Consider the following 17,169-nt stretch of genomic DNA (forward strand, 5'->3'; position numbering starts at 1 on the left):
GTCCGGCCCCGTCGGTCGTCAGGCCTTCGGGGCCACCTTGGTCAGGCCGTTGATGATGCGGTCCATCGCGTCGCCGCCCGTGGGGTCGGTGAGGTTGGCGAGGAGCTTGAGGGTGAACTTCATCAGCATCGGGTGGGTCAGACCGCGCTGGGCGGCGATCTGCATGACCTTCGGGTTGCCGATGAGCTTCACGAAGGCGCGGCCGAGGGTGTAGTAGCCGCCGTAGGTGTCCTTGAGGACGCGCGGGTAGCGCTGGAGGGCGGTCTCGCGCTGGGCGGGCGTGGCGCGCGCGTGGGCCTGCACGATGACGTCGGCGGCGATCTGGCCGGATTCCATGGCGTAGGCGATGCCCTCGCCGTTGAAGGGGTTCACCAGGCCGCCGGCGTCGCCGACGAGCAGCAGGCCGCGCGTGTAGTGCGGCTGGCGGTTGAAGGCCATGGGGAGGGCGGCGCCGCGGATGGGGCCGGTCATGTTCTCGGGCGTGTAGCCCCAGTCCTCCGGCATGGAGGCGCACCACGCCTTGAGGATCTCCCGCCAGTCCAGCTCCTTGAAGGAGGCGGAGGTGTTCAGCACGCCGAGGCCCACGTTCGAGGTGCCGTCGCCCATGCCGAAGATCCAGCCGTAGCCGGGCAGCAGCCGGTCCTGGGGGCCGCGCCGGTCCCACAGCTCCAGCCAGGACTCCAGATAGTCGTCGTCGTGGCGGGGGCTCTCGAAGTAGGTCCGGACCGCGACGCCCATCGGGCGGTCCTCGCGGCGGTGCAGGCCCATGGCGAGGGACAGCCGGGTGGAGTTACCGTCGGCGGCGACGACCAACGGCGCGCGGAAGGCGACCTCGCGCTTGTCCTCGCCGAGCCTGGCGGTGACACCGGTGATGCGGCCGGTGCGGTCGTCCACGATCGGGCCGCTCACGTTGCACCGCTCGTACAGCCGCGCCCCCGCCTTCTGGGCGTTGCGGGCGAGCTGCTCGTCGAAGTCGTCGCGCTTGCGGACCAGGCCGTAGTCCGGGAAGGAGGCGAGGTCCGGCCAGTCGAGCTGGAGGCGGACGCCGCCGCCGATGATGCGCAGCCCCTTGTTGCGCAGCCAGCCGGCCTCCTCGGAGATGTCGATCCCCATGGCGACGAGCTGCTTGACCGCGCGCGGGGTGAGGCCGTCGCCGCACACCTTCTCGCGCGGGAACTCGGTCTTCTCCAGCAGCAGCACGTCGAGTCCGGCCTTGGCGAGGTGGTACGCGGTCGTGGAGCCGGCCGGCCCCGCGCCCACGACGATCACGTCGGCGGTGTTCTCGGAGAGCGGCTCGGTCACGACGGTCACGGCGGGATCTCCCCAAGGTCGAATGGTGTGTGCCGGCCGGCACGGGACATAGGCAGTCTATTCAGCGCAGTTGGCCGCGCCGCCGAAGGGCCACCCCCCGGCGATGGTCACTCTTCGTGCCCGTCTGTCACGGAAAGACATCAGCGCCTTCCGGGTGGCGCGGGCCGGGGCTACCCTGCCAGTACCACTGGGGGTGACATCTGTGCACATACCACCCAAGACACCCGAAGTGCGCGTCCCGCGTCTGGTCGGTCTGATGGCCGTGGACGCGCGCGAGACCGCCCGGGCACGGGGCCTGTCCCTGGACGCGCCGGACCGCCCGGACTTCCACCTCGCCGTCGTGGACTACGTCGTACGCCAGCACCCGCAGCCCGGCACCGAGGTGCCGCGGGACTCGAAGGTGTACGTGTGGTTCGACTTCGCGGAGGGCGAGGGAGGCGGGGGCGTGCGCGAGCCGCGCGTGCCGGCACCGCCGCGCGGGGGGCCGGGGCGGGAACTGGACCCGCCGCACGACCCGTACGAGGTGGCCGGGATCAGCTCTCCTTGAGGCCCGGGCCCTCCTTGAAGCCCCGGTGCAGTGCCACCACGCCGCCGGTGAGGTTGCGCCAGGCGACCTTCGACCAGCCCGCCTTGCGCAGGCGCTCGGCGAGGCCCGGCTGGTCGGGCCAGGCCCGGATGGACTCGGCGAGGTAGACGTACGCCTCCGGGTTCGAGGAGACCGCGCGGGCGGCCGGCGGCAGCGCGCGCATCAGGTACTCGGTGTAGACGGTGCGGAACGGCGCCCAGGTCGGGTGGGAGAACTCGCAGATCACCACGCGTCCGCCGGGGCGGGTGACGCGGTACATCTCGCGCAGGGCGGCGTCCGTGTCCTGGACGTTGCGCAGCCCGAAGGAGATCGTCACCGCGTCGAAGGTGTCGTCCTTGAACGGCAGCCGCGTCGCGTCGCCCGCGGTGAACGGCAGCCAGGTGTGCTTCTTCTTGCCGACCTGGAGCATGCCCAGGGAGAAGTCGCAGGGGACGACGTACGCGCCGGTCCGGGTGAAGGGGAGCGAGGAGGTGGCCGTGCCGGCGGCGAGGTCCAGGACCTTCTGCGCGGGGCGGGCGTCGACGGCCTTCGCCACCTCCCTGCGCCAGCGGCGGTCCTGGCCGAGTGACAGCACGTCGTTCGTCAGGTCGTACCGTTCCGCCACGTCGTCGAACATCGAGGCGACTTCGTGCGGCTGCTTGTTCAGGGAAGCGCGGGTCACCCGCCCATTGTTGCAGCCGGGTCGCACGGCCCGGGCGGCGGCTTGCCGCGTGGGGGCGGCTAGCGGCGGCGGAAGACCAGACGGCCCGAGAGGACCGTCGCCACGCACGTCAGGGCTCCCCGCGCCGCCAGTTCCGCCTCGTCCTCGACGTCGAAGACGGCGAAGTGGGCGGCGGAGCCCGGCCCGCGGGGCGGGGCCGCCTCGGGGTGGTGGGCGAAGGGGTCCAGGGACGGGGTGCCGGGGGCGGGGACCGGGCGGGGTACGACGGCGATGCCGGTGCGGCGCACGGCGTCCTGGACCGCGCGCAGGCGCAGCGGCTCACAGGCCACGGCGACCGTGCCGTACGCCAGCATGCGCTGGACCCCGCGCCGGGCGCTCGCGCCCCAGCGGGCGTCGTCCATGGGGAGCGCGTCGAGCGCGGCGCCGGTCAGCGGCTCGGTGCCGAGGGCGTCGGCCTCCCGCGGGTCCGGGTGGTACGTCCGCTCCAGCAGTTCGTTGCCGTGGGGGTTGACGTACCCGGGCGTGAGGATGCCCGGCCAGCGGCGCACGCGCGCGTGCGGGTGCGCGGCGGCCAGTTCCTCCAGGGGCCCCACGGCCTCGATCCGTTCGCCCCGGACGAGGTGGGCGTGGCCCCTGGAGTCCGTGTGCAGCGTCAGCACGGCGGTCCTGGTTTCTCCCGGCGCGGGCTAGTTAGAGGCGAGCAGCTTCAGCTCGGGGTGGGCGGTGCCGCCCTCGATGGCCGTGGAGGAGATGTGGGAGACCACACGGTCGTCCACGGGGTCGTTCGCCGGGTCGTCGTGCACGACGAGGTGCTCGTACGTGGTGGAGCGCTGCGCCGGGACGCGGCCCGCCTTGCGGATCAGGTCGATGATCTCCAGGCGGTTGGAGCGGTGCCTGGCGCCGGCCGAGGAGACGACGTTCTCCTCCAGCATGATCGAGCCGAGGTCGTCCGCGCCGTAGTGCAGGGACAGCTGGCCGATCTCCTTGCCCGTGGTGAGCCAGGAGCCCTGGATGTGCCGGACGTTGTCCAGGAAGAGGCGGGCGATGGCGATCATCCGCAGGTACTCGAACAGGGTCGCCTGGGTGCGGCCCTTCAGGTGGTTGTTCTCGGGCTGGTAGGTGTACGGGATGAAGGCGCGGAAGCCGCCCGTGCGGTCCTGTACGTCCCGGATCATCCGCAGGTGCTCGATGCGCTCGGCGTTGGTCTCGCCGGTGCCCATGAGCATGGTCGAGGTGGACTCCACGCCCAGCCGGTGCGCGGTCTCCATGATCTCCAGCCAGCGCTCGCCGCTCTCCTTCAGCGGGGCGATGGCCTTGCGCGGCCGCTCCGGCAGCAGCTCGGCACCCGCGCCGGCGAAGGAGTCCAGGCCCGCCTCGTGGATCCGGGTGATGGCCTCCTCGACCGAAACGCCGCTGATCCGGGCCATGTGCTCGACCTCGGACGCGCCGAGGGAGTGGATCACCAGCTGCGGGAAGGCCTCCTTGATGGCCTTGAAGTGCTTCTCGTAGTACTCGACGCCGTAGTCCGGGTGGTGACCGCCCTGGAACATGATCTGGGTGCCGCCGAGTTCGACGGTCTCCGCGCAGCGGCGCAGGATGTCGTCGAGGTCGCGGGTCCAGCCCTTCTCGGTGTCCTTGGGAGCCGCGTAGAAGGCGCAGAACTTGCACGCCGTGACACACACGTTCGTGTAGTTGATGTTCCGCTCGATGATGTACGTGGCGATGTGCTCGGTGCCCGCGTACGTGCGGCGGCGCACGGCGTCGGCGGCGGAGCCGAGGGCGTGCAGAGGGGCGTCACGGTAGAGGGCGAGCGCTTCCTCGGGGGTGATGCGTCCGCCCGCCGCGGCGCGGTCGAGGACGGACTGGAGGTCGGCCTTCTCGGTCACCGGCGTCCCTTTCGCAAGGTTTCGTAAGGGGTTGTGGACGGACGTACGCCAGACTACGCCAGGCGGTTTCGGGGGCCGACGTCAGGCCGCGAACGCCCCGGTCAGCAGCCCGGCGAGGGTGCCGGCGAGGAGGAACGGGCCGAACGGCACGCCGGTCTTGCGCCCGGCGCGCCGGGCGAGGACGAGGGCGCCGCCGTAGAGGGCGCCGAGCAGGAACGCGGCGAAGGTGCCGAGCAGCACGGTGGGCCAGCCGTACCAGCCGAGCACGGCGCCGGTCCCGGCGGCCAGTTTCACGTCGCCGAAGCCCATGCCGTCCGGGTTGAGGAGGTGCAGCGCGAAAAGGCCGGCGGTGAGGGCGAGGGCGGCACAGAGGGCGGTGGGCCAGTGGCCGGTGTGCTCGGGGAGCAGGGCGGTGACACCGAGCAGGGCGAGGGCGGCGGCGGCGAGCGGCAGGGTCAGCGGGTCGGGCAGCCGGCGCACCCGCAGGTCCACGGCGGCCAGCAGCACCCCGACGGGCGCGAGCAACAGCCAGACCCCCAGCTCGGGCCGGGTCCCGGTGGCCGCGGCGAGGACGGCGCAGACGAGCGCGGTGACGAGAGCGAGCGGCAGCCCGGACGGCACCTGACGACCGGCGGATGCCGAGCCCGCCGCACGGCCGACGGGCCCGGAGTGCGCCTCGCCCCCGGCAGACCCCGAACGCCCCTCACCGCCGTCGGGCCCGGACCGCCCTTCACCCCCGGCAGAACCCGAACGCCCCTCACCGCCGTCGGGCCCGGACCGCCCCTCACCCCCGGCAGAACCCGAACGCCCCTCACCGCCGTCGGGCCCGGACCGCCCCTCACGAGCGACTGCCCCGGAGCGCGCCTCACCGGCCTCAGCGCCCCCCTTGGGCTCCGCGCGCCCCCGTGCGCTCCCGCACGCCGCGCATCGGGCTCCGCCCAGCCAGCCCCGCAGCGGGTGGGCGCCGGCCGGGCACCGGTCGCGCCAGGGTTCGCCGGGCGGGACGGAGAAGCGGTACGCGGCCCGGGGCAGCAGCAGTCCGGTCAGCGCGCCCCACACCCCGGCTACGAGCGCCAGTGACCCCGCGGTCGCCGCACCCACGTGCCCTCCCCTCCTACCGCTGGAGCAGTTCCACCCGTACGTCGGCCGGGAAGCCGGTCGTCGGCCCCACCCGGCGGGCGAACTCGGCGACCGCCTCCAACTGGGGGGCGCCGAAGCTGAAGTCGAGGGTGGTGAAGTACCGCTCCAGGGTGGCCTCGTCGAACGCCTCCCAGCGGGCGGCCTGTTCGGCGACCTTGGCGACCTCCTCCAGGGAGAGGTTGCGGGAGTCGAGGAATGCCTCGTGGACCCGGCGGGTGATCCCCGGCTCTCGCTCGGCGTAGTCCCGGCGGGCCGCCCAGACCGCGAAGACGAACGGCAACCCGGTCCACTCCTTCCAGAGCGCGCCGAGGTCGTGCACCTGCAGGCCGTAGCGGGGCCCCTCCACGAGGTTGGCGCGCAGGGCCGCGTCGCCGATGAGGACGGCGGCCTCGGCCTCCTGCATCATCAGGCTGAGGTCGGGCGGGCAGGTGTAGTAGTCGGGCCGCACCCCGTACCGCTCGGCGAGCAGGAGCTGGGCGAGCCGGACCGAGGTGCGGGAGGTCGAACCGAGGGCGACCCGGGCACCGTCCAGCCGGTCGAGCGGCACCTGGGAGACGATCACGCAGGACATCACCGGCCCGTCGCAGCCGACGGCGATGTCCGGGAAGGCGACGAGGTCGTCGGCGTTGCGGAGGAACTCGACGAGGGTGACGGGGCCGATGTCCAGCTCGCCGCGCACCAGCCGCTCGCTGAGCTTCTCCGGGGTGTCCTTGGTCAGCTCGAAGTCGAGAAGCGTGCCGGTTCTCGCGAGCCCCCAGTACAGGGGCAGGCAGTTCAGGAACTGGATGTGGCCGACACGCGGCCGGGTGCGAGAATTGTCCACATCGCGAGACTAGCCCCCGTACGGTACGGCGCTTGGACCAACCCGGCCCCGAACGGCCTAACGAGCGTTCAAACATCCGGGTGAAGTGATCTTGACCTCTATTGCTTTCCGGCGCCCCCGTGCTAGGCTCGCCGCAAGTTGCAGTTTGGTTTCCCTTGCAGTACAGAGCCTGCGGAGCATGTGACCGCGGGCTCTCGTCGTTTTCAGAAGTATGCAGTGGTGCGGCACCGTTTCACACTTGCAGGTTCTGGAGCAGGGCAACCCTTTTGAGCCCAAGGAGGGCTTATGGCTACCGGAACCGTTAAGTGGTTCAACGCCGAAAAGGGCTTTGGCTTCATCGCCCAGGAGGGCGGCGGCCCCGACGTCTTCGTTCACTACTCCGCGATCAACGCCACCGGCTTCCGCTCCCTTGAGGAGAACCAGGCGGTGACCTTCGACGTCACGCAGGGCCCGAAGGGCCCGCAGGCGGAGAACGTCACCCCCGCCTGATTCCCTGCCTGATCGCAGAACCTGAGAGCAGTACCCAAGGAGCCCCACGCCATCCGGCGACGGGGCTCCTGCCTTTTCCCGTTCATTTCCCGTTCACAAACCACACCGGCCCCATGGGCCCGCCGCGTCTCACATGTGCTGCATGAGGAGCACGAGCTTGGCCCCGTCCGCGAGCGCCTCATAGGAGTGCGGCACATCCGCCCGGTAGGACATGTAGTCCCCCGGCCCCAGTTCCACGGTCTCCCCGCGCGGCCCCGCTTTCACCGCGCCCTCACTCACCACCAGGTGTTCCACGCTCCCCGGAATATGGGGCTCCGATTCCCGCACGGCCCCCGGCTCCAGCCACACGGAATACAGGTCCCGGCGGGCGCCCGGCGGGCACGTGGAGAGCAGGGAGGCCGCGTAGCCGGACTGCTCGGAGCGGACCACGGGCCCCTGTCCGGCCCGGATCACCCGGACCTGCCACGCGGGCGGCTCGACCAGCGCGCTGAAGGGCACGCCGAGTGCCACCGCGAGCGCCCAGACGGTCTCCAGGCTCGGGTTCCCGCTCGCCGCCTCCAGCTGGGACAGCGTCGACTTGGCGACGCCGGCCCGCCTGGCCAGCTCGGACAGGGACAGCCCGGCACGGCCGCGTTCCCGCTTCAGGGCGGCGGCGAGCCATTCCAGGGGGAGTCGGACGGGGGTGGCCTCGGACATGTCGTTCACTCCATCACACGAACGTGTGTCTTGACGGACAATGTGCTCAGCGTTCATCGTAGAAAACATGCGTTCGGCACAGCGAACGGACCCCGCCGGGTCCACGGAAACCGCCGACGACCGCGCCCTCGTCCGGGACAGCGCGCTCGTCTGGCTGGCCGGCGGCATCGTGGGCCTGTCCTTCGGCGCCGTGGCCGTCGGGGGCGGGCTGCCGCTGTGGGTGCCGGTGCTGATGTCCGTGGTGGTGTACGCGGGAGCGGCCCAGTTCAGCGCGGTCGGCGTGCTGTTCGCCGGGGGCGGCCCGGCCGCCGCCGTGGCCGCCGGGCTGCTGCTCAACACCCGCACGGCCGCCTTCAGCCTGGCCGTGGCCGAGATCATCGGCTCCGGCCGGGTGAGCCGGTTCCTCGGCGCCCACCTGGTCACCGACGAGACGGTCGCCTTCGCCCTCGCCGAGCCGGACCCGGCCCGTCGGCGCCGGGCCTTCTGGATCGTCGGGCTCGGCCTGTACGCGGTGTGGAACCTGGGCGTCCTGGCCGGCGCGCTCGCGGGCGGCGCCCTCGGCGACACGGGCCGCTACGGCCTGGACGCCGCCTTCCCCGCCGTCCTGGCCGCCCTGGTGCTGCCCGCCCTGCGCACGGACGCGACGGTACGGCGCTGCGCCCTGCTCGGCGCCGGGCTCGCCCTGGCGGTCACGCCCGCCGTCCCGGCCGGCGTCCCGGTGCTGCTCGCCCTGGCCGGCCTGTTCGCGCACAGACGCCGCGCGGTCTCCGGAGCCGCCGTATGAACGCGACCGTCACCGTGATCGTCGCCCTGGCCGTCGGCACGTACGCCTTCCGGATGGTCGGCCCGGCCCTGCACGGCCGGGTCACCGTGCCGCCGCGTGTGCAGGAGCTGGCGTCGGCGGGCGCGGTGGTCATACTGGTCGCCCTGCTGGCCACGGGCACACTGACCGAGTCCGGGCGGTTCGCGGGCTGGGCCCGCCCGGCCGGGGTCCTGGTCGGCGCCGCGCTGGCCTGGCGCCGGGCCCCGTTCGCCGCGGTGGTGCTGACCGCCGCCGCGACGACGGCGCTGCTGCGGCTGGCGGGGACCGGCTAGGCCGTGTCCTCGTCTGGACCATCGGCCCGTAACCCCGCACGTCATGTTCCGGCCAACGGCCATCAGGTACGGGGGTTGTCGGTCCGGGCCGCTAGGGTCCCTCCCCATGTCCGACACCCGTGCCTTCTACGACACCATCGCCGAGGACTACGCCGTCCACTTCCGCGACCAGCTCGCGCACCGGCCGCTGGAGCGGGCCCTGCTCGCCGCGTACGCCGAACAGGTCGGGCCCTCCGGCCTGGTCGCCGACCTCGGCTGCGGTCCCGGTGAGATCACCGCGCACCTCGACGGACTCGGTCTGTCCGTGTTCGGCCTCGATCTGTCCGAGTCGATGATCACGGTCGCCCGCCGCAGGTATCCCGGGCTGCGGTTCGAGCAGGGCTCGATGCGGGACCTTTCCCTGGCCGACGGTTCGCTGGCCGGGGTGGTCTCCTGGTACTCCAGCATCCACACGCCCGCGGCCGAACTTCCCGCCCTGTTCACCGAGTTCCACCGTGTCCTGTCCCCCGGCGGCCGGCTCCTCCTCGCCTTCCAGACCGGCGACGAACCACTCCACCTGGACCAGCCCTGGGGCCACCCCGTCTCCCTGGACTTCCACCGGCGCCGCCCCGAGCGGATGGCCGAACTGCTGAGGGGCGCCGGTTTCGCCGTCCGCTCCAGCACGGTGCGCGAGCGGGTGGCCGAACACGGGGAGTCAGCCCCGCAGGCGTTCCTTCTCGCCCAGAAGAAGGGCTGACCAGGTCTTGGGGGTGAGGTGGGGGCGGGGCCCTGGGAGCCGCGGATGTGGCGCCGACTCCGGTTCCTTGACGGGCGGCCGGAGGACGAGTGCGGGTGCGGGCTGGTCATCGTGCGGGTGCAGGCCCGGCTGTGGGGCGTCGCGGAGCGGGACGTCGGCAAGACCGTGTGGGCCGAACTGCCGCTCAGCGCACGGCGGTGACCGTGTCCGCGAAGGCGCGGGCCGGTGGGCTGAGCGCGTCCCAGCGGCGTACGGCCCAGCCGACGGGGAGGGGGCGCAGGCCGGGCAGGGGGATCAGCCGGAGGGGGCCGTCGCCGGGGACGGGCAGGCCGGGTACGGCGGGGACGACCGCCCTGCCGACGCCGAGTTCGGCGAGGAGCAGGGCGGTGTCCCAGTCGGCCACGCTCGGCTCGTAGGCGAACCGGACTCCCCGTTCCGCGCAGGCCGCCTCCAGGTGGGCGGCGGAGGCGGAGTTGGGCGGGAGCCGGATGAGCCGGGTGTCGGTGAGTTCGGCGGGGTCGAGGTGGGGGCGGTCCGCCAAGGGGTCGTCGGCCGGTACGGCGAGGAGCCAGGGCAGCTCCACGACGGTCCGCTGCTCGATGCCGCGGACCGGGGGGCCGATGGTGATCCAGGCGAGGTCGAGGGTGCCGTCGGCGAGGGCGTCGAAGCTGCCCCGGCCCGAACTGACCGTGCGGAACTCCAGGTTGACCTTGGGGTGGCTGCGCCGGAAGGACACGACCGCCTCGGACATGAAGTGCCGTACGGTCGTCGCGCCGGTGGCGACGCGGACGTGGCCGCTGTGGCCGTCGAGGAGGTCGCGGAGCTGCCGTACGGCCAGGTCGAGACCGTTGATGCCCTCGGCCGCCGCCGTCTCCAGTATCCGGCCGGCCCGGGTCGGGACGACCCCGCGCGGGCGGCGCTCCAGCAGGGCGACGCCGGTCTCCCGCTCCAGCCGCTTCACGTGCTGGCTGACGGCGGACTGGGTGCGGCCGAGGTCGCGGGCAACCGAACTGAGGCTGCCCGCGCGGCACACGGCCACGAACACACGGAGGTCGTCCAGAGTCATGACACCCAAGGTAATGCTTGGGTCTGGGAAGAAAACCCCAGGATTGACTGGGTGTTGGTGTCGTACGAGGATCGTTCCCGGGCCGCGACCGACCCAGGCGGCAACCCTGCTCCCCGCCCCGCCGAGTCCGGACGACGCGGGATGTGCGGGGAGCGGGTGCCGACCCCCTCGGTCAGCCGGTGCCGACCGCTCGGTCAGCCCTGGCCCAGCAGCGCGATCAGGCGCCCCACCGCGGTCACGACGGGCTCGCCGACCGCGCCGACGGCGGCGGCGATCTGGGCGATGGACGCGAGGACCAGACCGCGCTCGCGCAGCGCGGCGCGGTCGGGGGTCAGCGCGGGCAGGGCCTCCTCCACGGTCCGGTCCTGCTCCGGGGTGAGGTGGCGGCGCAGCTCCGCCAGGCCGCGGGTCAGTTCCGCCACGGCCGCGCGGAGTTCGGGATCTCCGGTGGGTCCGCCGACCGTGCCGTAGTTGAAGCCGACGTTGCCCTGGCCGCCGTTGACGTTGGCGACCGGACCGTAGTAGTTCGTCGTGTCGCTCACAGCTTGAACCCCGTGTTCCCCTGACCGCCGTTGAGGTTGGCGACCGGCCCGTAGTTGTTGGTGTTGTACTGGTGCACGACCGCGGTGAACTCGGCCTCCGGGTTGTCGATCGCGTACGCGATCCGGCCGGCGATCTGCCGCAGTTCCTCCATGTTCGGCAGGGTCACGGTCACCGTCGAGCCACTGGCCACCTGAACGGCCAGCACCGGTTTGTCCTCCGCGAACAGGTCCTTGAAGGTGATGAACAGGACCACGATGATCAGGACGGTGATGAGCGCGGGATTGCCGTTGTCCCCGATACGCGCCTCACCACCGGCCATCAGATTGATCACGACATAGATCACGAAGGCGCCGAACAGCCCTTTCATGAAACGGCCGAGGGCGGAGCCCCGGTCGGGCTTCAGCCTGAAGGCGTCGACCATGGTGATGTTGTGCAGCGGGAAGGCCGCCGAGCCCACCCACAGCATGCGGCGGCTCACCCGCAGCACGAGGACGCCTCGCGTCGGCCCCGAGGGCGGCTGAGGGGACGGGGGCGGCGGTCCGGACGGTGGGGCGGGCGGTGGGGGCGGCGGCGGCGCGCCGGTGCCGTTCATGTCGCTCATGTACTCCCCCGATGTGTCTGCGTTCCGGCAGGGTACGGCCTGTTCCAGGCGCTCGTACAGCGCTATTCCAAGCGCTCGTACAGGCTTTCCACCTGCGCCGCGAAGTCCTCCAGGACGCGGTCCCGGCGGAGTTTCATCGACGGGGTCAGGTGGCCGGACGCCTCGGTGAGGTCCGTCGGCAGGACGGCGAAGCGGCGGATGGATTCCGGGCGGGAGACCAGCTTGTTCGCCTCGTCCACCGCGCGCTGGAGGACGGCCGTCAGCTCCTCGTCTCCGATCAGGAGTTCCGGCGGCACCGGGTGCTTGCCGAGCATCTGGCGCCAGTGGGTGATGCCGTCGGGGTCGAGGGTGATGAGCGCGCCGACGTAGGGGCGGCCGTCGCCCACCAGCATCACCTGGGAGATCAGCGGGTGCTGGCGCAGCCAGTTCTCCAGCGGGGCCGGGGCCACCGACTTGCCGCCCGCCGTGATCAGCAGCTCCTTCTTGCGGCCGGTGATGGTCAGGTACCCCTCGTCGTCCAGCGTGCCGAGGTCGCCGGTCGGCAGCCAGCCGTCGCGGGTCGCGGGGACCACACCGCCCGCCTGGGCGTCCCAGTAGCCGCGCAGCACGTGGTCGCCGGCGACGAGGATCTCGCCGTCCGCCGCGATCCGCACCCGGGTGCCGGGCAGCGGCCAGCCCACCGTGCCCAGCCGGGGCTGGAGCGGCGGGGTGACCGTGGACGCGCCGGTGGTCTCGGTCAGGCCGTAGCCCTCGAAGATCTCGATGCCCGCGCCCGCGTAGAAGGCGGCGAGGCGCCGGCCGAGCGGGGAGCCGCCGCAGATCGCGTACCGGACGCGGCCGCCCATGGCGGTGCGGATGCGGCGGTAGACCAGCGGGTCGTAGAAGGCGCGCTGGGTCTTCAGGGCGCGGCTCGGCCCGGTGCCGGTACCGGTCTGGCGGGCCTCCAGCGCCTCGCCGTAGCGCCGGGCCACGGCCGCCGCCCGGTCGAACACCGCCGTCCGGCCGCCGGCTTCCGCGCCGGCCCGCGCGGAGTTGTACACCTTCTCCAGCATGTAGGGGATCGTCAGCAGCGCGGTGGGCCGGAAGGCGGCGAGGTCCGGCAGCAGGTCGTCCGGGGCCAGGCTGGGGGCGTGGCCGAGGCGGACCCGGGCGCGGACGCAGGCGATGGCCACCATCCGGCCGAAGACGTGGGACATGGGCAGGAAGAGCAGCACCGACGGGTCGTGGTCGCGCGCCTTGAACACCGGGTGGAGCAGTTCGACGGCGTTGTCCACCTCGGCGAAGAAGTTGCCGTGCGTCAGGGCGCAGCCCTTGGGGCGGCCGGTGGTCCCGGAGGTGTAGATCAGGGTGGCCAGCGTGTCGGGGACGAGCATGCCCCGGCGTACGCCCACCTCCCCGTCCGGCACCGCCGCGCCCGCGTCGGCGAGCCGGGCCACGTGCTCCTTCTCCATCACCCACACGTGGCGCAGGTCGGGCAGGTGCGGGAGTTCGGGGCCGATCGCGGCGGCCTGGGCGGCGGTCTCCGTGATGAGGGCGACCGCGCCGGAGTCGTGCAGGATCCAGCGGGTCTGGTAGGCGGACGAGGTCGGGTACACCGGCACGGTGACCAGCCCGGCCGCCCACGCGGCGAAGTCCAGCAGGGTCCACTCGTAGGTGGTACGGGCCATGATCGCGATCCGCTCGCCGGGCCTCAGGCCCTCGGCGATGAGCCCCTTCGCCACCGCCTGCACCTCGGCGGCGAACCGCGCGGCCGTCAGGTCCGTCCAGCGGCCGCCGGGCAGCTTGCGGCCGATCACGACCGCGTCGGGGGCCGACTCGGCGTTGTCGTACGGCAGGTCGGCGAGGGAGCCGTGGGTGACCGGGGGCGCGAACGGCGGCACCGACACCTCCCGCACCGCGCCGTCCAGCCGCCGGATGTCGGGCTGTACGAGGACCGGCCGGCCGTCGTAGTCGACGGCGGAGACGGGGGCGCCGGAGGAGGCGGGGGCGTTCGGGTACGACGTGGACACGGGCGGCTCCTCCTGCGTGCGTGCACCGGCGGCGGGCCCCGGTGCGGGCGGGGTTACCGCTGGTCAGGCCTGGTGATCGTACGGCTCCACTGTGAGGGGGTTGTGCGGGTTCCGGGCGGGTCCGGGGCCGGGGATGTGCAGCCTCGGGGAGTGAGCACCCACCCGACTTACCTCCGGTAACGTTACTTCAGAGTAGGCAATCCGGAGAGACCGCTGGGGCGTGACCCGATGCACACCGTGACCCTCGCCGCGCCGCCCGCGCTCGGCCCCCTGCTGGCCCGCGGCGCCCTGCGCTCCCCCTTCAAACACCCGGCCCCCGACGCCCCCGTCCCCCGCACCCGGCTGGTGCTGCCCGGCGTACGCGTCGACCTCGCGCGCCTGGCCGCCTACGAGCGGGTCTGTGGCTTCCCCACCGGCGAGCCCGCCCTCCCCCTCACCTACCCGCACGTCCTCGGCTTCCCGCTGGCCATGCGGCTGATGAGCGGCCGGGACTTCCCGCTGCCGCTGCTGGGCCTGGTCCACACGTCCGTCGAGATCGAGCAAGGTTCCGCGCTGCCGGCCGACGCGGAGTACGAGCTCTCCGTGTGGGTGGAGGAACTGGCGGCACGCCGGCGCGGGACCGAGGCGGTGGTGGCGACGGCCGTACGGTCACGGGGCGAGGTGGTGTGGTCGTCCCGCAGCGCCTACCTGGCCCGGACCGGCGAGCCGCGGCGCCGGGGCCCGGCGGACGACGGGGAGCGGCTGCCCACCCTCGCCGAGTGGCGGCTCGGCGCGGACGTGGGGCGGCGGTACGGGGCCGTGTCCGGGGACCGCAACCCCATCCACCTGCACCCGCTCACCGCCCGGCTCTTCGGCTTCCCCCGGGCCATCGCCCACGGCATGTGGACCCTCGCCCGCTGCCTCGCCGCGCACGGCACCCCGGCCGCGACCGCCGTACGGGCCCGGTTCCGGGCGCCGGTACCGCTGCCCGGGACGGTGGCCTACGGGGCGGACGGCGCGGGACGGTTCGAACTGCGGGGCGAGGACGGAAGGCTGTGCCTGAAGGGAACGGTCGGAAAAAGCTGAGGGGCGCCGGTCGCGCTACTCCCGCTCCGGCGGCGGGGCCCAGACCTTGCCCCCCATGAGGTTGCCCAGGCCCGACCAGGCGAAGTTCATCAAGGTGGACGCGGCCTGCTGGGCCGTCACCTGCGGGGTGCTGTTGGCCCACGCGGCGAGCGACTCCGCCGCGCCGACCAGCGCCTCGGCGAGCCCGGCCACCTCGCGCTCCGGCAGGCCGGGATCGCGGTGCGCCTCCCGCGCCGCCACCGCCACCAGCCGGGTCACGAACGCGACGATCTCCGCGCGCATCGCCGCCGCCTCGGACACGAACGGCTCACCGTGCCTGCGGGCCTGGAGGTACAGCACCGACCAGCCGTCCGGATGCTCGGCGGTGTGCGCGAAGAACGCCCGCAGGCCCTCCCACAACTGCCGCTCGACGGGCAGGTCCTGGCGGACCCCGGCGCGCACGGCCGCCGTGAGCGCGGCGGCCTCCCGGCGGATGCAGGCGGTGAAGAGGTCTTCCTTCGAGTTCAGGTACAGATAGACCAACGGCTTGGACACGCCCGCGAGTTCGGCGATCTCGTCCATCGACGCGGCCGTGTACCCGCGCTGCCCGAAGATCCGCACGGCGGCGTCGAGCATCTGCCGCTCGCGCACCGCCCGCGGCATCCGCTTGGTCTTCACGGCACCCATGGGGCAAGCCTAGTTCGGCCGGGTGCCGTACCCGGCCGAGCACGCGTCGGCCGGGAGCGGCCCATCGGCCGGGAGCGTCCCGTCGGCCCGGGCACGCGCTAGCTGGACGCGGTGGCCCCGCCCTGCGCCCGCGCGACGTCGTCGGCGAAGTCCTCCTGGCTGCGGTTGGCCTCCAGGTTGGCCTTCATCCGGTCGACCTTCTTCACGATCCGCACCGAGGCCCGGTCCCGCTCCTTGCGCAGCACCACCCAGCTGATCGGCGCCGACAGGATCAGGGAGAGCAGCAGCACCCACAGGAGGTTGGAGTCACCGAAGCCGCGCGGGAAGATGCCCGAGTAGACGGCTCCCCAGACGATCACGAGGCAGCCCGCGAAGATACCGAGGCGCATCAGCGTGTAGCGGAGCATCTCAATCCACTCGTCCGATTCCAAATAGGGTCATCGTCCAGTAGAGCACGACCCGGTGGCGATCATGCAAGGGGGTCGCGCAAGGGAGTGGTACGGGCGCCGTGCGCCGGGTCAGCGCAGCGGCAGCAGCATGACGATCTCGTCACGGTCGTCGCCGGGCCCGACCCGGATGGCGTCCGGGACCCGGCCGACCTCCTTGTAGCCGCAGGAGGCGTAGAACCGCTCCAGGCCGTGCCCGCCCCGGCAGGTCAGCCGGATCGCCTCGATGCCCCCGAGGCCGCGGGCCGCCTCCTCGGCGGCGGCCATCAGGTCGCGGCCGTAGCCCCGGCCCTGGTGGCGGGGGTGGACCATCACCGTGTACAGCCACAGCCAGTGCGTCATCAGCCGGTGGGTGTTGCGGGCGAGGAAGGCGGTCGCGGCCACCCGGCCGGCCTCGTCGTGTCCGACGAGCAGCCGGGTGCGGCCCTCGGCCATCGCCACGAAGTGGCGCACCAGCTCGGGCCGTATCTCGTCGGAGGTCACCGGGGGTACGAAGCCGACGGAACCGCCCGCGTTCGAGACGTCCGTCCACAGGTCGAGGATGCCCTCGCGCAGGGCGGGGGTGATCGCTGGATCCAAGGTGAAGGTAAGAGGCACCAAGGGAGTGTAACCATTACCCGAGGGTGCGTGCGGCCACCTCCAGATCGGCCACCAGGCCCTGGTACGCGGCCCTGCGGTCGTCGTCCCGCGCCCGCAGCACCGAGGAGGGGTGCACGGTCGGTACGAGGCGTTCGGGGCGTCCGTGGATCTCCCGCTCCAGCACCGTGCCGCGTACCTCGCCCACCCGGAACGACGAGCCCAGCAGGGCCTTTCCGGCCGTGGCGCCCAGGATCACGATCAGCTCCGGCTCCACCAGCGCCAGCTCCGCCGCGAGCCAGGGGCCGCAGGCCGTCATCTCCCGCAGGCTCGGCGCCTTGTGGATGCGGCGCTTGCGGGGTTCGGCCTGGGTGAACTTGAAGTGCTTCACCGCGTTCGTCACGTAGGCCTCGGCGGGATCGATACCGGCCTCTTCGAGCGCCCGGTCGAGCAGCTTGCCCGCCGGGCCGACGAACGGCTTTCCCTGACGGTCCTCCTGGTCGCCGGGCTGCTCCCCGACGAGCATGACGCGGGCGTCGGCGCTTCCGGCGCCGAAGACCGTCTGGGTGGCGGGGCGGTGGAGGGGGCAACCGCGACAGCCTGCGGCGGCTTGGCGGAGGGCGGGCAGATCAGCGCCCTCGGGGACGAAGGGGGCCGCGGTGTACGCGTCCTCGGGTGCCTTCGCTGCTGGCATGCCGGGCGAGTACCCCTCGTTCCGGCGGAGAAGCGAGGGGGTCGTGCCCGCCGTCGCCCGGCTGCGGCTGCGTCGTGGCT

At 72.8% G+C, this 17,169-nt stretch carries 22 protein-coding genes; 7 read left to right on the forward strand and 15 right to left on the reverse strand.

The annotated features are described in order from the left end of the window. Positions 1-18 precede the first annotated feature (18 nt). Positions 19-1,311, reverse strand: coding sequence for a geranylgeranyl reductase family protein (locus Srubr_RS28565; RefSeq protein WP_189994304.1), 1,293 nt, complete (start codon positions 1,309-1,311; stop codon positions 19-21). Positions 1,312-1,540: 229 nt separating this feature from the next. Here Srubr_RS28565 and Srubr_RS28570 point away from each other — a divergent pair, with 229 nt between their 5' ends. Continuing rightward, positions 1,541-1,858 (forward strand): PASTA domain-containing protein, encoded by a 318-nt coding sequence (locus Srubr_RS28570; protein WP_268257579.1) that lies wholly within the window; start codon positions 1,541-1,543, stop codon positions 1,856-1,858. Here the strand turns inward: Srubr_RS28570 and Srubr_RS28575 are convergent. From Srubr_RS28575 to Srubr_RS28595, 5 genes are all read right to left on the reverse strand, one after another. After that, the gene (locus Srubr_RS28575) at positions 1,845-2,558 is read right to left on the reverse strand and encodes a demethylmenaquinone methyltransferase (RefSeq protein WP_189994307.1); all 714 of its coding nucleotides are present in this window, start codon (positions 2,556-2,558) and stop codon (positions 1,845-1,847) included. The genes Srubr_RS28570 and Srubr_RS28575 overlap by 14 nt on opposite strands. A gap of 59 nt (positions 2,559-2,617) precedes the next feature. Beyond that, the gene (locus Srubr_RS28580) at positions 2,618-3,217 is read right to left on the reverse strand and encodes an imidazolonepropionase-like domain-containing protein (protein WP_189994309.1); all 600 of its coding nucleotides are present in this window, start codon (positions 3,215-3,217) and stop codon (positions 2,618-2,620) included. A gap of 27 nt (positions 3,218-3,244) precedes the next feature. Continuing rightward, positions 3,245-4,444 carry a cyclic dehypoxanthinyl futalosine synthase gene (mqnC, locus tag Srubr_RS28585; protein WP_189994311.1) on the reverse strand — a complete coding sequence of 400 codons (1,200 nt, stop codon included), beginning with the start codon at positions 4,442-4,444 and terminating at the stop codon, positions 3,245-3,247. A gap of 81 nt (positions 4,445-4,525) precedes the next feature. Next, the gene (locus tag Srubr_RS28590; RefSeq protein WP_189994553.1) at positions 4,526-5,521 is read right to left on the reverse strand and encodes a prepilin peptidase; all 996 of its coding nucleotides are present in this window, start codon (positions 5,519-5,521) and stop codon (positions 4,526-4,528) included. 37 nt (positions 5,522-5,558) lie between these two features. Then, entirely contained in the window at positions 5,559-6,407 is an 849-nt protein-coding gene (locus Srubr_RS28595; protein ID WP_189994313.1) for a menaquinone biosynthetic enzyme MqnA/MqnD family protein, read from the reverse strand. Between the two features lie 285 nt (positions 6,408-6,692). Here Srubr_RS28595 and Srubr_RS28600 point away from each other — a divergent pair, with 285 nt between their 5' ends. Then, positions 6,693-6,896, forward strand: coding sequence for a cold-shock protein (locus Srubr_RS28600; protein ID WP_030778293.1), 204 nt, complete (start codon positions 6,693-6,695; stop codon positions 6,894-6,896). Positions 6,897-7,025: 129 nt separating this feature from the next. Here the strand turns inward: Srubr_RS28600 and Srubr_RS28605 are convergent, their stop codons facing one another. Next, on the reverse strand, positions 7,026-7,592 hold the full coding sequence (locus Srubr_RS28605) for a helix-turn-helix domain-containing protein (protein ID WP_189994315.1): 567 nt from the start codon (positions 7,590-7,592) through the stop codon (positions 7,026-7,028). A gap of 67 nt (positions 7,593-7,659) precedes the next feature. Here Srubr_RS28605 and Srubr_RS28610 point away from each other — a divergent pair, with 67 nt between their 5' ends. From Srubr_RS28610 to Srubr_RS28625, 4 genes are all read left to right on the forward strand, one after another. Continuing rightward, complete coding sequence (locus Srubr_RS28610; protein WP_189994316.1) at positions 7,660-8,376, forward strand: AzlC family ABC transporter permease; 717 nt, start codon at positions 7,660-7,662, stop codon at positions 8,374-8,376. Beyond that, positions 8,373-8,687, forward strand: coding sequence for an AzlD domain-containing protein (locus tag Srubr_RS28615; protein ID WP_189994318.1), 315 nt, complete (start codon positions 8,373-8,375; stop codon positions 8,685-8,687). Before Srubr_RS28610 ends, Srubr_RS28615 begins: the two co-directional genes overlap by 4 nt. Positions 8,688-8,793: 106 nt before the next feature. After that, complete coding sequence (locus Srubr_RS28620; protein ID WP_189994320.1) at positions 8,794-9,423, forward strand: class I SAM-dependent methyltransferase; 630 nt, start codon at positions 8,794-8,796, stop codon at positions 9,421-9,423. Between the two features lie 45 nt (positions 9,424-9,468). Then, positions 9,469-9,624, forward strand: coding sequence for a hypothetical protein (locus Srubr_RS28625; protein WP_229926638.1), 156 nt, complete (start codon positions 9,469-9,471; stop codon positions 9,622-9,624). Here Srubr_RS28625 and Srubr_RS28630 read toward each other — a convergent pair. The 4 genes from Srubr_RS28630 to Srubr_RS28645 all read right to left on the reverse strand — a co-directional run bounded on the left by Srubr_RS28630 (position 9,608) and on the right by Srubr_RS28645 (position 13,642). Continuing rightward, positions 9,608-10,489, reverse strand: a complete 882-nt coding sequence (locus Srubr_RS28630) for a LysR family transcriptional regulator (protein ID WP_189994322.1) — start codon at positions 10,487-10,489, stop codon at positions 9,608-9,610. The two genes, Srubr_RS28625 and Srubr_RS28630, sit on opposite strands and share 17 nt — an antisense overlap. 194 nt (positions 10,490-10,683) lie before the next feature. Next, complete coding sequence (locus tag Srubr_RS28635; RefSeq protein ID WP_189994324.1) at positions 10,684-11,031, reverse strand: hypothetical protein; 348 nt, start codon at positions 11,029-11,031, stop codon at positions 10,684-10,686. Beyond that, positions 11,028-11,633, reverse strand: coding sequence for a DUF6232 family protein (locus tag Srubr_RS28640; RefSeq protein WP_229926639.1), 606 nt, complete (start codon positions 11,631-11,633; stop codon positions 11,028-11,030). The genes Srubr_RS28635 and Srubr_RS28640 overlap by 4 nt, the downstream gene beginning before the upstream one ends. A gap of 62 nt (positions 11,634-11,695) precedes the next feature. After that, positions 11,696-13,642, reverse strand: a complete 1,947-nt coding sequence (locus Srubr_RS28645) for an AMP-dependent synthetase/ligase (RefSeq protein ID WP_189994326.1) — start codon at positions 13,640-13,642, stop codon at positions 11,696-11,698. Between the two features lie 228 nt (positions 13,643-13,870). Here Srubr_RS28645 and Srubr_RS28650 point away from each other — a divergent pair, with 228 nt between their 5' ends. Then, positions 13,871-14,707 (forward strand): MaoC family dehydratase, encoded by an 837-nt coding sequence (locus Srubr_RS28650; protein WP_189994328.1) that lies wholly within the window; start codon positions 13,871-13,873, stop codon positions 14,705-14,707. 15 nt (positions 14,708-14,722) lie between these two features. Here the strand turns inward: Srubr_RS28650 and Srubr_RS28655 are convergent, their stop codons facing one another. From Srubr_RS28655 to Srubr_RS28670, 4 genes are all read right to left on the reverse strand, one after another. After that, positions 14,723-15,373 (reverse strand): TetR/AcrR family transcriptional regulator, encoded by a 651-nt coding sequence (locus Srubr_RS28655; RefSeq protein WP_189994330.1) that lies wholly within the window; start codon positions 15,371-15,373, stop codon positions 14,723-14,725. Between the two features lie 98 nt (positions 15,374-15,471). Further along, positions 15,472-15,780 carry a DUF4229 domain-containing protein gene (locus tag Srubr_RS28660; protein WP_189994332.1) on the reverse strand — a complete coding sequence of 103 codons (309 nt, stop codon included), beginning with the start codon at positions 15,778-15,780 and terminating at the stop codon, positions 15,472-15,474. Between the two features lie 111 nt (positions 15,781-15,891). Further along, on the reverse strand, positions 15,892-16,416 hold the full coding sequence (locus Srubr_RS28665; RefSeq protein ID WP_189994334.1) for a GNAT family N-acetyltransferase: 525 nt from the start codon (positions 16,414-16,416) through the stop codon (positions 15,892-15,894). Positions 16,417-16,432: 16 nt separating this feature from the next. Next, positions 16,433-17,089, reverse strand: coding sequence for a UdgX family uracil-DNA binding protein (locus Srubr_RS28670; protein ID WP_189994336.1), 657 nt, complete (start codon positions 17,087-17,089; stop codon positions 16,433-16,435). Positions 17,090-17,169 lie beyond the last annotated feature (80 nt).

Source organism: Streptomyces rubradiris, from assembly GCF_016860525.1.
Classification (GTDB): Bacteria; Actinomycetota; Actinomycetes; order Streptomycetales; family Streptomycetaceae; genus Streptomyces; species Streptomyces rubradiris.

What these genes read in the sequence shown, in the direction of transcription:
- Srubr_RS28600 (WP_030778293.1), top strand. Translation starts at nt 6,693, where the DNA reads ATGGCTACCGGAACCGTTAAGTGGTTCAACGCCGAAAAGGGCTTTGGC.
- Srubr_RS28605 (WP_189994315.1), bottom strand. Translation starts at nt 7,592, where the DNA reads ATGTCCGAGGCCACCCCCGTCCGACTCCCCCTGGAATGGCTCGCCGCC.
- Srubr_RS28610 (WP_189994316.1), top strand. Translation starts at nt 7,660, where the DNA reads ATGCGTTCGGCACAGCGAACGGACCCCGCCGGGTCCACGGAAACCGCC.
- Srubr_RS28615 (WP_189994318.1), top strand. Translation starts at nt 8,373, where the DNA reads ATGAACGCGACCGTCACCGTGATCGTCGCCCTGGCCGTCGGCACGTAC.
- Srubr_RS28620 (WP_189994320.1), top strand. Translation starts at nt 8,794, where the DNA reads ATGTCCGACACCCGTGCCTTCTACGACACCATCGCCGAGGACTACGCC.
- Srubr_RS28625 (WP_229926638.1), top strand. Translation starts at nt 9,469, where the DNA reads ATGTGGCGCCGACTCCGGTTCCTTGACGGGCGGCCGGAGGACGAGTGC.
- Srubr_RS28630 (WP_189994322.1), bottom strand. Translation starts at nt 10,489, where the DNA reads ATGACTCTGGACGACCTCCGTGTGTTCGTGGCCGTGTGCCGCGCGGGC.
- Srubr_RS28640 (WP_229926639.1), bottom strand. Translation starts at nt 11,633, where the DNA reads ATGAGCGACATGAACGGCACCGGCGCGCCGCCGCCGCCCCCACCGCCC.
- Srubr_RS28650 (WP_189994328.1), top strand. Translation starts at nt 13,871, where the DNA reads ATGCACACCGTGACCCTCGCCGCGCCGCCCGCGCTCGGCCCCCTGCTG.
- Srubr_RS28655 (WP_189994330.1), bottom strand. Translation starts at nt 15,373, where the DNA reads ATGGGTGCCGTGAAGACCAAGCGGATGCCGCGGGCGGTGCGCGAGCGG.
- Srubr_RS28660 (WP_189994332.1), bottom strand. Translation starts at nt 15,780, where the DNA reads ATGCTCCGCTACACGCTGATGCGCCTCGGTATCTTCGCGGGCTGCCTC.
- Srubr_RS28670 (WP_189994336.1), bottom strand. Translation starts at nt 17,089, where the DNA reads ATGCCAGCAGCGAAGGCACCCGAGGACGCGTACACCGCGGCCCCCTTC.